Below are 10,439 nucleotides of genomic sequence, written 5' to 3'. Positions count from 1 at the left end.
GCATGAGCGACCCCAACACTCGGAAAACGCCGGCCTCAACCCTGAGAACGCCTCACAGGCACTCGCTCAGCTGCGGTCAACGCCCTACGATCTCATCTCAGGGGCTCAACGCCACACCTCATGAATAAAGCAGGCTAGCGGGCCGCTTGGTAAATGAGGTAACGCTCAGTCTGGTAGGGGCAGCGTCAGCAAGGCGCGTCGCGCAGCCAATGGCATCGCCATTGGCAAGCGATGCAACGCCGCGGACGCTGCCCCTGGGCAGACCCGAAGGGCGAGTAGCACCTCATTTACCAAGCGGCCCACTAGGGCGGGTGCGGCACGCGCTGGCACCGCCGATACGGTGGCTACCCACAATCCTGTCTCCATCTTCGACCAGATTCCTCACGATCGGGCGGAGGCCGTTGCCGAGGACTGGTGGATAGTGCTCTACCGCGTACCGGATACGCCATCGAAGGCTGGCGGGAAGTCTGGTGTCCACGGCCGCGGCGAAAGCGCAGGCCAGCACCGCCATCCGGGCGGTGCTGGCCTGCATGCGGACGCTGCCTTAGGCGCGATCCGCGCACGCCTGGTTGGACTGCTCAATATCGTCGTACTGAAAGGTCCAGTTCACCGGGTCGTTGTCGGCGTCGCCGAGAATACCGAGATCGAAGATCACGGTAATGTCGGTGACGTCGCCGGAGATCCCCTCGAAGCTAAAGCACAGCTCTTCCCAGTCACCGCTTCCCGAGTAGGTCTCCGTGCGCTCGAAGTTGAGGAACTCGAGTTTGAACAAGACGTCCACCTGGCGCGCAGCGAGTACCTTCATGCGGAAGAAAGCGCCATCGCTCAAGGGGAAGGGCTCGCCGAGCGCCAGCGTGCTGCCACCGAACACCTCGGCGGCGAACTTCTGCATCTCAGCGGTGAACGCACTTGGGTTGCTCGGGTTCGCCAGCGGATTTGGCACCACGTTCGATACGCCGCCGGCAAAGTTGATGAAGTCCGCCTCACCGGACTCGAAGTCGACGAACAGACCTACTTCGTCGGAAAAGAGGTCATCGACCGTGCCGAGCGATAGGAACGAGGTCTCGCCGGACCAATCGTCGACGCCGTCGTTGTCGCTAACTAGGAAGACCTGGCCGTTGCGCGTGATCGCGACGCCCTCCGGCTTGTCCGTGATCCAGCCATTGCCGTCGGTCAGGTCAGGCAGCAGATCGTAGACCTCCTTTTCCTGCGACGAGACACCATCGAGCGCACCCCGCAGACCCACCCTCACCAGAGTCTTGAGCTGAGCGAAGTCACCCGTTCGGTTGTCGCGTTCGATCAGCACGAGATCGCCATCAGGCGCCACCGAGATCTCCGAGAGGCCGACCCAAGCGGCATCCTCTGGCACAGGCGCGAGCTCCCAAGGCACGGCGCTCCAGGTGTCTGTCGAGGGGCGGTACAACCAGAGGCGCGTGAACGCTGGCTCCCCCTCGTTGGCGTCCTTGGGGTCGTCATCCAGTGCCTCGCACTCGGGCGTGGTGTAGTCCCAACCACGCTGCTGAGCGACCAGTAGCCGATAGTTGTTCGGGTCAGTCCCGAGGGAGGCGACACCCTCGAAGCCGCCACCGAGGCTCGCGCGGTTCTCGGAGGCAGCGCGGCAGGCCTCGATCTGCGCGGGCAGGGTGATCTCCGAAATGAGGTTCCCGCCCACGTCCACCTGTAGCAGACGGTTCAAGCGGCTTCCGCTGGCGTCGCCCTCACTCGCAATCCAGTAAGTGCCGTCCGGCGCGATGGCGATGCCCTCGGGGTCGAAGTCCCCGCTGCCCCCCTGAATGGTGACCGCATCGATCACGCGGGCCGTTGGCGTACCGGCACCTATGGTGAAGATCTTGCTCTCACTGTAGAAGGAGTCCCACACGGCGAGCAGGCGACTGCCCTCAGCGGCGACCATGCCAGACATGGCCGACCACGCAATGGGCGAGCCCGCGGCATCGTTGAAGGACAAGAGCTGCGGGTAGGTAGGCGCGCCCTCGGAAAGCGCGTAGATCATGATGGACGAACGCACGCCGAAGGACGGGTCGTCCTCCTCGCCGGAAACAACCAACAGGTTGCGCGAAGGAATGGCCAGCAAACCCTCGGGGCCGAGGGGCCCTGGCAGCAGCTGACGAAACAGCGGGCGACCGTTACGCGTGAGCTGATAGACGCCGATGAAGCTGCCCCGCTCGGAGCCTACGAAGAGGAAGTTCGTGTCACCGAAGCGACCGAACTCAATCGCCTCGGGCTCACTGCCCTTGTTCTCAGAGCGCTCCTCCGGATAGTGACCGAAGCGAACGGCAAGCTCCTCGTAGGCCGTTCCGGCGTCGAAGACCACGCTGCCGTCCGCCTCGAACACAGTGAAGCCGCGGCTACCACCGAATAGATCCCCCTCGTTGGCGGTACCGATACGATCGCGTGGCAGCCAGGTGATCGCGTCGGGCTCGCGCACCACGTCGACAAGCGTCTCGGCGAGCTCGATGACGCCGTCTTCGGTCGCGTCAACGCCCTCCAGAGTGACCGCTCCCATGTCGAAATCACCGGTGACCATGCCGGTGGCGAGATCGACGATGGCGACGTGGTTGTTCTCCTGCAGCGACACCGCGGCGAGGTTGCGCGCGTTGATGTCCACAAACTCAGGCTCGGGATCCGTGGGGGCGTAAGCGGACAGGCCGGTCAGGTCCGCAGTGCGCACGGCCCACTGCTCGACAGCACCCTGCAGGTCGACGATCGCTAGGAAGCCGGCCGGCAACTGCGGAAGCCCGCCCTCGACCTCGTCGACGAAGATCTCCTCGTCACGCTCGTTTTCGATGGCGATGGCGGCGTATTGACCGTCGGGGCTGATGGCGATCGAATCCGGCTGGCCGCCCAGCGGGATGACCCGGATCACCCGGCGCGTCACGATGTCGATCACATCGAGATTACCGCTGGTGTTGATGAAGTCCTCGCTGGTGTTAGTCGCCACCAAAGCCAAGGTATCGCCCAGGACTGCTACGGATGTCGGCTCGCCGCTCACGGCCAGGGTGCCGCCAGGGGTCGGCGAGCTGGGGTCGGCGATGTCCACGAACCCGATTTGATCGTTCTCGCCGTCGGTGTAGACCAGGGTCAGACCGTTCGCCGTCGCCGCGACGATCTCGGAGACCGTCTCCACATCGAGAACCCCGGTGTTCAAGTAGTTGCCCAGGGTGGCCACACGCTTGAAGGAGCTATCCCCGCCCTGGGCAAGCACCGGCGCTGCGGTCCAAATGGCTGCGGTTGCGATACCAGCGGTTAGTAGTCGAGGGACGCAAAGTGTCATCAGGATCTCCGTTCTTGTGCATGGCAAACACACCTCTCCGGAAGAAAGCGGAGCGTGGGTTAGCCGGCGAAGATAGACGACGAATGTTAAAGCTAAGTGACGGGCGAGACCTTGGGGGCTGGACCATGCGGGCGAAGCGACATTGGATTCGCTCGCCGACGCCCCCGACCACAGGCCTCGGCAACACCGTTTCGGGCGCAAGCCTCGGCAGCGGAGGAAAACACGTTGGCCGACTCCACGGGCTTTCACGCCGATGTGTCCAACCAGTGATTCCCCATCGCCATTCCAATCGGCAACGCGACCAGCACTGCACCGCGAGACCCAAGCGCTCCGGCCGATGAGACGAGCCACTGCCGCCGAGTGCTTGGCTTTCGCAAATGCTACTGATAGCTAATTATATCGTTAGCAATGAGCGATGCCCAGCGTTGGCGAACGCCGCTGGGCGGCGCTGACGATGCGCGCCGGGGTACGCACAAGGCGGCTCGGACGAAATCCGCTGAAGGCTCCGATGCCGGTTTCATTCCCTTTCTCGGCCTAACTACTAGAGGTCCGAATCGAACCCCGTACAATGCTCTCGCATGGAGACGCACACCGGAGAGGGGATACCCGCCAAGCGCCTATCGGCAAGCCATATCGATCCCAGCTCGATCCGCCAACGGCGAGCGTGCGGCCCAGGAGTGGAGCTGCTCATACGCGAGCGGGCGCCTAGCGCCGTGGACCTGCCGGGTGGACATCGCGAACACCTGTTGATGTGTACCACCGGTCATGTCGTACCCGGCGAGCCTGTGCGCTCGGTACTGCGCACGACCTCGGGGGAGCGCGCCTGGCACGAGTGTCCGAGACGCCAGGTGAGCTTTATTCCAGCTGGGTTGCCGCTCGCTTGGGAGTGGTCCTACCGCTCGTCGTCCATACACCTAGCACTCGATCCCATGCTGCTGGATGAAATCGCAGTCGCGGGCGTCGGTCAGGCCAATGCAACCGCGCTACAGCCAATCTTCCGAGCTGAGGACCCCACCCTCAGAACCCTGCTCGACCTGCTAGGCGAAGAGAGCAGCTCTCACGCGGCGATCGGCGCCGATCTCGCCACCTCATCGCTGATCATGTTGATCAGCATCCGCCTACATCGACTGTCGCAGGCGAAGCACTTACCAAACCAGGCGCTTACCGCCACTGCCGCCTCAGCTGGCGGACTTCCATCGCCCATCCACGAACGTACGCTACAGCTCTTGCAAGACAGGCTCTCGGAGAACATCTCCATAGCAGACCTCGCGCAAGACACCGGTTACTCGAGCTGGCACTTCGCGCGCCTGTTTAGGCAGAGCACAGGCCTGCCACCACATCAGTATCAGCTGCGCCTACGGATAGGGCGCGCCAAGGAGCTGCTGCGCGTTCGCCCCTACCTATCCGTTGCCCACATCGCCTGTGAACTCGGCTTTGCTGATCAGAGCCACCTTCGTCGCCACTTCAAGCGCATTGTCGGCCTCACGCCCTCTGCATGGCGTGCGCAGCAATCGCCGTAACGTACCCCCAGTCACCGCAGCCTTGTTCTAGCTCACTGGGAGACCGCAACGCTAGCGTGGCGCTGCGCCTGGCGAATCATCACGCGTGCGCACAGTATTCAGCGATGAGCCGAGGATGCAGATGCGGACGAGGAGTGGACGAGCAACGGCCTCCCCCATAGCGGGCCATGGCTGATTCATGTAGGGATCAGACCCGAGCGAATCGCGCCAACCAAAGCACTAAGCAAGCACCGGAAGACAGCCTCGTCGCTGGTTTGATCGCCCATCACCCTGCCAGCTTCGCTAGCCTTCATCGTGCCTATCGTCCTCGATTGCTCAGCGTGCTTGCGAGCTTCCTGAAAAACCCCGAGGACGTGGCGGACGTCTACCAGGAAACAATCCTGCAGGTATACCGTGGTATCGATCGATACGAGGGTAGGTCGTCGCTCTGGTACTGGGTGAGAGGAATCGCCGTCAAGCAGGCCATGCTAAGGCTGCGTCAGCAGCAGCGGCGAGGAGAGGTGGGGCTGGACTATGTGGACGCTTCGAGGGCGCTGGGCGGTGTCGAGTACCTTCGAGTAGAGAATGGGCCCAGCGCTCTCGCCGAACGTGCGTGCCTGACCGCGCGCCTCGAGCAAGCCATGGAACGCTTGACGCCGGAACATCGCTCGGTCGTCCTGTTGAGAGATGTGCTCGGATTCACGTCGAAGGAAACTGCTCAGATGCTCGGCATCCAGGCGACGGCAGCGCGTGTCCGTCTCCATCGAGCGCGCCTAGCTCTGCGCCTTAGCCTGGATGGCATGCTGGACGGCACGGAGCAACAGGCCCGCTAGCGCCCTGACAGCCTGGTGCCAGGCAAGGCTGGATCTACGATCCTCATCAGGGGGAGAGTACCCACCTCGCACCATCATCGCTCACCATCGCCCGGAACGCCTCCACCTCGAACAGCATGCTCCAGTTCTCGTCGACCAGCAGGGAGTTTGGCGTCGTCAAGTTCGGGTAAATCGCCGCCTCTCGCACCTGATCGATCGCTTCATCGATATCGCCGAGCATGCTGAGCACCATGGCTCGGATCCACAGAAAATCGGCGCCATCCCAGGGGTTGTCGCGAGCGGGGCTCAAGGCGATCGCCCTGTCTGCGGTCTCCAGGGCCAGCGTGCGCAACCCCTGACCGGCGTAAGCGATCGCCAGCTCGGCGTGGAGCCATGGACTGTTATCTCGCGCCACGATATCCCGCTCGCGCTGTTCGGCGGCAGCACGGTAGTGATCCTGGCGCGCGCTTTCATCTCCTCGCCGTAAAGCGATCTCGGCCATCGCGAGATGCCAGGTCGCGGGATCGCCGCCCGAGTCCGCCGTAGACCACGTGCTCAGCAGCTCATTGAGAGTGGGATCGGTCCAGGTGAACACCCCCCATAGGCCTGCCGACAGGAGCAGATCGATCAGCATGTCGTCCCCGATCTGCACACGCAAACGATGGAGGTGCTGGTTGGCAGCCGCCGTGTCGGCGAGCCAGCTCACCTGGGTCCAAGCGCGGTAGAAGTAGGGCTCTACCATCGCTGGGTCGAGCGATTGGGCGCGCTGCATGCTGGCGTCGCCCTCTGCGAAACGCCCAGCATTGAGCTGCTTAATGCCAAGGTTGTAGTGGAGAAGTGGATTCAGCGGGTCGAGTCGTACCGCCTGAGAGGCGTGGATCAGGGCCTTGTCGCCATCGCCCGCGTGCACCTCGGCCTCAGCGAGCGCGGACAGGATAGAGGCGTTGCTCGGCTGCCTTGCTAGCGCATCGCGCAGCTCTGGGCTCGCCTGCGCGTGATCGTCGTTGGCCAACAGCAGATAACCGTTGGCGAAGCGAGTGCTCGCCTCGGTCGGTGCGAGGGCCAGTGCGCGCTCTACATCCTGGCGCGCCAGGCCCAACCTCTGCTCCGTTCGATCATGATAGTTGGCGTACAAGCGCGCGTGCGCGATCGCACGGCGGGTCACCGCGGGTAGGAACTTGGGCGATCCTTCGAGGGCGATATCGAAGTAGGCGATCGCCTCGCTCAAGTTGTCCGCCTGGTAGCCCCTAGCCAAGGCTGCCTCACCGCGCAGATACGCCTGCATCGTGTCGGCTGGCGCGTTCAAGGCCGCGCTCCGTGCATCCGCGAAGAGGCGCAGATCGAGCTCCCGTGCGATCTCGCCGGAGAGTCTGTCGTGCAGAGCGAATAGGTCGCTCAAGTTGCCGTCGAAGCTCGAGGCCCACAGCTGCACTCCGGTGGCCGGGCGAATCAGTGCAGCATTCAGCCGTACGCGCCGGCCGTCCCCGTCGTCCACCAAGGCCGCAGTGCTAAGCAGCAGGTTGGCGCCCACGCGTTCGGCGATCTCCCCGGCGGATGCCGCTTCCTCGGCCGCCTCACGAACGCTCGGCCAAGCGATGACCGACAGCTCCGGGATGGCACTCAGGCGGTCCGTGAGGGTCCGAGCGATACCGTCCGTGAGCCAATCCGCTGCCATCGGCGAGAGGGCCTCTACCGGCAACACGGCGAGCACCACAGCAGGTTGAGCCGGCGGTGCCGGCGCGTCACGCGTTAGACGCCAACTCAACAGGGTGAGCAACGAGAGCCCCAGCACGGCGAGACCGGCCATTCGCCCGGGGTGCCTGGCGCTGTCAGTGCTGGTCGGGCGGTCGGTGGCTGGCGGCGTAGGCACGGACGGCTCGGACGGTGCGCTCGTCTGCACAATGGCGGTGCACGCCGCCACCATCCGGTAGCCACGTTTGCGAACAGTCTCGATGTAGCGCGGCGCGCGCGCGTCATCGCCTAGGGTCCGCCTGAGCTCAGCGATGAGTCGATAGACCGAACTCTCGGTCACGACTCGATCAGGCCAGAGGTCGCTCAGCAACAGGTCGATGCTGACGACCTCACCGGGGCGCTGCGCGAGAAACGCCAACAGCTCGACGGCGCGCGGCTCGAGCGAGTGCTCGGTGCCGTCACGGGAGAGGAGATTTCGGCGCCGGGTGAGGGTCCAGTCGCCGACGAGATAGCGTTCGTGCTCCGTGCCGCTCATGACCTAGCCGACGCGAGAAATGACTGGATAGATTTTACAGGCCACCCCCGCCCTCACAAAACCGTAGGATATTCAGAGCTTAAGACGCACCGAGGGGAACCTAAGGGAATCCTAAGAGATCATTCAAGATCCGAGGATGGGGGCAAGGCAGCGTTCATGGCGTGAAGACGAGTGACTTCATCCGCGTTCGTTACCAAGGAGTGTCGCGCCATGTCCCGCCCCATTCTCACGCCCCAATCCACCCTGAGCCTGGTGGCTCTGATGCTCGCCGCCCTCACCCTGAGCGGATGCGGAGGCGGGGACTCATCTCCGACGCCCTCGGCGCCCGTCAGTGATCTCCCCCTTAACGATGCTCCCCCGGCGGACCCGCCCGGCGACGACGACAGCGGCAATCCACCGCAGGAAGACCCGCCCGCGCCCCCTGGCCCGATCCTTGCTCTGGCCAAGGGTGACTACTGGGAGTACGGCTGGGACACTTTGAGCGCAGTCTCCATCCCGGGCAGCAACTCGGTCACCGAACGGGCCGGTCGCTTTCGCCTTACGCTGGATGAGACCATCACCCTCGACGGCCGCCAGGGATTGGCCACGGTGGTCAGTGGCGAGACGTTCGGTGATGTGCCCGTGGCCTTCACCGTCGACGGCGACCGCGTGCTCGCGAGCTTCGACGGCGCCACCTGGACCTTCATCTTCTCCACCTCCGCAAGCTGGTCAGGCGGCGGCTGGTTCCTGCCCATCCCGGAGGATCTGCCCGCTGCGGTCGAGGTCGGTACGGTCACAAACGACTACCTCGATCGAGAAGCCCTGGCCGTAGGGGTCTCCGCGTCCTCGGATCTTTGCGAGACCCTCAACGGGCGCACCTTCTGCGACGACGCGAGCACCTACCGTGAGTTCGAGTACTTCGATGCGCAGGTGGGTGTGGTCGCCTACCGCTACCAGTACGACACCCTCGATGCCGGCTTGGGCGGCGCGATTACCAACACGCACATCAACGTTGGCTTGATCGCCTCGTCGCTACAGGGAGATGTGGTCGATTACTCCCTGGAGGTCGAACCGAACAACTCACCGTTGGACAACGCCGTCGCCCTCGCAAGCGCGGTGCGCGTGCTCGGCGGCGCCGGCGACGAGGCGGAGAACGGCGGCGATGTGAACGTCACGGTGGTGGAGCTACCCGCCGGCGCATCGCCGGAAGTCGAGCCTAACGACAGCATCAGCACAGCCACTCAGGTATCCCTGTTCGAGACGGTGGTCGGCAGCATCACCAACACGGAGTCCGTCACGGCACTGGATGTCATCACCCGCGGTGGTACCGTCAGCCTCGAGGTGAACGATCTCTATCTGCTGGACTTCTCTGCCCTCCCGACACCGATAGGATCGGACCGACCGCACGGGGACTGCCCAACGCTCGGCGCTCGACACAGCGGCCTTGCCGAGGGCGTCCTGCAGCTGACCGTGCTCGAACGCGAGGGCGATACGCTCACGGTGGTGGCTGAGGAGGCGAACGACGTCGACAACGGCCTCTCCTCACGCCCTACCTTGACCGCCGGCACCGATTACTACCTCGCCGTCGGAGCAAGCGGTTTGGCCACCCCTACCTACTACTCGATCAACCTCGCCTGCACCCGCGAACTCCCGCCCCAGCCCGATCGAACGGTGGAGCGCGTGCTCGGCGCCTTCGATTGGTACGAGGTCACCTTGTCCAGCGAAGGCCCGCTGGAGGTCATCGCCGCTGGCGCCAGCTTCGTGGTAACCGGCGCCGATCCCACGCTGGCCCTTGGGGAAGCCACGCGCGATGAGGAGGCCGATACGTGGCACTACGCTCAAGTGCTGCCCGCCGGCACCTACCGCATCGGCGTCTCGGCTCTGTTCGCGCGGGGCTACGAACTGGTAGCGTTCTACTAGAGCAACATCCCGCACCGTTAGCAGGAGAGGGCGCCCCAGCCAGCACGCTTGGGCGCCCAGTGTAGACTAGCGAAAGGCCCAACTTTCCCTTTAGCCAAGATTTTGCAAACGGCATATCCTCGTAGCACTCGGCACCAGACAACCCCAATCACATCGGTACTCTAGTCTCGCGTTGAGCTAATTTAATCATTGACATCGGAGTGACCCAGCGAGAACACGGGGAACTCCAGACCGCGGTTCGATCCTTGCGGGAAGCGGCGGGACTCCTCGCGACGAACCATCCAGCAGGGCACCGCGCCACCTTCGAGCTGGCCGTCTCGTTCATCGACGCCGGCCAATGCGCCCCGCCGCCCACCATCTTCGCAGGGCACTGAAGGGCTCTCAGGGCGATCACCACGAGGTGCCCCGAGGAGAGATCGAGGCCCTGATAGGACAGGCGGCCGGCGCCTGCGACCACCTGCTCGGCCCCGACGCGACCGCCAGCACGCGCGTCGAACGCCCACTTCCCCAACGCCGCATGGGCATCTGCTAGTCTCGCAGAGTCGAGGACGAGCGCCGCGCTCGACCGACCGCTGGAGGGTGGCGATGCGAGCCAAGGAAGTGCTGTGGTTCATCGGGCTGTGGGCAGGAGGCGTCGCTAGCGTGGTGGCGCTCCTCGGCGCTCTGATGCGCTTGGTGCTCTGAAGTCGCTTCGCTAGCAATCCCCCCTG

At 64.1% G+C, this 10,439-nt stretch carries 8 protein-coding genes; 5 read left to right on the top strand and 3 right to left on the bottom strand.

The features are described 5' to 3' along the window. Positions 1-165: 165 nt before the first annotated feature. Entirely contained in the window at positions 166-366 is a 201-nt protein-coding gene (locus AAGA68_24705) for a hypothetical protein (GenBank protein ID MEM9388275.1), read from the bottom strand. Between the two features lie 178 nt (positions 367-544). After that, the gene (locus AAGA68_24700; protein ID MEM9388274.1) at positions 545-3,292 is read right to left on the bottom strand and encodes an esterase-like activity of phytase family protein; all 2,748 of its coding nucleotides are present in this window, start codon (positions 3,290-3,292) and stop codon (positions 545-547) included. A 578-nt stretch (positions 3,293-3,870) separates the two neighbouring features. On the opposite strand from AAGA68_24700, the gene AAGA68_24695 reads away from it, so the two are divergent. Next, entirely contained in the window at positions 3,871-4,812 is a 942-nt protein-coding gene (locus tag AAGA68_24695) for an AraC family transcriptional regulator (GenBank protein ID MEM9388273.1), read from the top strand. A 167-nt stretch (positions 4,813-4,979) separates the two neighbouring features. Continuing rightward, a complete protein-coding gene (locus tag AAGA68_24690; protein MEM9388272.1) occupies positions 4,980-5,624 on the top strand; it encodes a sigma-70 family RNA polymerase sigma factor in 645 nt (214 codons plus the stop codon). Between the two features lie 46 nt (positions 5,625-5,670). Here the strand turns inward: AAGA68_24690 and AAGA68_24685 are convergent, their stop codons facing one another. After that, positions 5,671-7,830 carry a winged helix-turn-helix domain-containing protein gene (locus tag AAGA68_24685; GenBank protein MEM9388271.1) on the bottom strand — a complete coding sequence of 720 codons (2,160 nt, stop codon included), beginning with the start codon at positions 7,828-7,830 and terminating at the stop codon, positions 5,671-5,673. A 210-nt stretch (positions 7,831-8,040) separates the two neighbouring features. Between AAGA68_24685 and AAGA68_24680 the strand changes: the two genes are divergently transcribed. The 3 genes from AAGA68_24680 (at position 8,041) to AAGA68_24670 (ending at position 10,413) form a co-directional block, all read left to right on the top strand. Then, on the top strand, positions 8,041-9,729 hold the full coding sequence (locus AAGA68_24680; protein ID MEM9388270.1) for a hypothetical protein: 1,689 nt from the start codon (positions 8,041-8,043) through the stop codon (positions 9,727-9,729). A gap of 337 nt (positions 9,730-10,066) precedes the next feature. After that, positions 10,067-10,261, top strand: coding sequence for a hypothetical protein (locus tag AAGA68_24675; GenBank protein ID MEM9388269.1), 195 nt, complete (start codon positions 10,067-10,069; stop codon positions 10,259-10,261). Positions 10,262-10,314: 53 nt separating this feature from the next. Then, entirely contained in the window at positions 10,315-10,413 is a 99-nt protein-coding gene (locus tag AAGA68_24670) for a DUF2474 domain-containing protein (GenBank protein MEM9388268.1), read from the top strand. Positions 10,414-10,439 lie beyond the last annotated feature (26 nt).

It is taken from the genome of Pseudomonadota bacterium (genome assembly GCA_039193195.1).
Taxonomy (GTDB): Bacteria; Pseudomonadota; Gammaproteobacteria; order Steroidobacterales; family JBCBZW01; genus JBCBZW01.
Note: the sequence above shows the minus strand (reverse complement) of the source record. Positions and strands in the feature narration are given on the sequence as shown.

Bases quoted from the DNA above. Each gene is read 5' to 3' on its own strand.
- AAGA68_24695 (MEM9388273.1), top strand. From the start codon at position 3,871: ATGGAGACGCACACCGGAGAGGGGATACCCGCCAAGCGCCTATCGGCA.
- AAGA68_24680 (MEM9388270.1), top strand. From the start codon at position 8,041: ATGTCCCGCCCCATTCTCACGCCCCAATCCACCCTGAGCCTGGTGGCT.
- AAGA68_24700 (MEM9388274.1), bottom strand. From the start codon at position 3,292: ATGACACTTTGCGTCCCTCGACTACTAACCGCTGGTATCGCAACCGCA.
- AAGA68_24670 (MEM9388268.1), top strand. From the start codon at position 10,315: ATGCGAGCCAAGGAAGTGCTGTGGTTCATCGGGCTGTGGGCAGGAGGC.
- AAGA68_24675 (MEM9388269.1), top strand. From the start codon at position 10,067: ATGCGCCCCGCCGCCCACCATCTTCGCAGGGCACTGAAGGGCTCTCAG.
- AAGA68_24705 (MEM9388275.1), bottom strand. From the start codon at position 366: ATGGAGACAGGATTGTGGGTAGCCACCGTATCGGCGGTGCCAGCGCGT.
- AAGA68_24685 (MEM9388271.1), bottom strand. From the start codon at position 7,830: ATGAGCGGCACGGAGCACGAACGCTATCTCGTCGGCGACTGGACCCTC.
- AAGA68_24690 (MEM9388272.1), top strand. From the start codon at position 4,980: ATGGCTGATTCATGTAGGGATCAGACCCGAGCGAATCGCGCCAACCAA.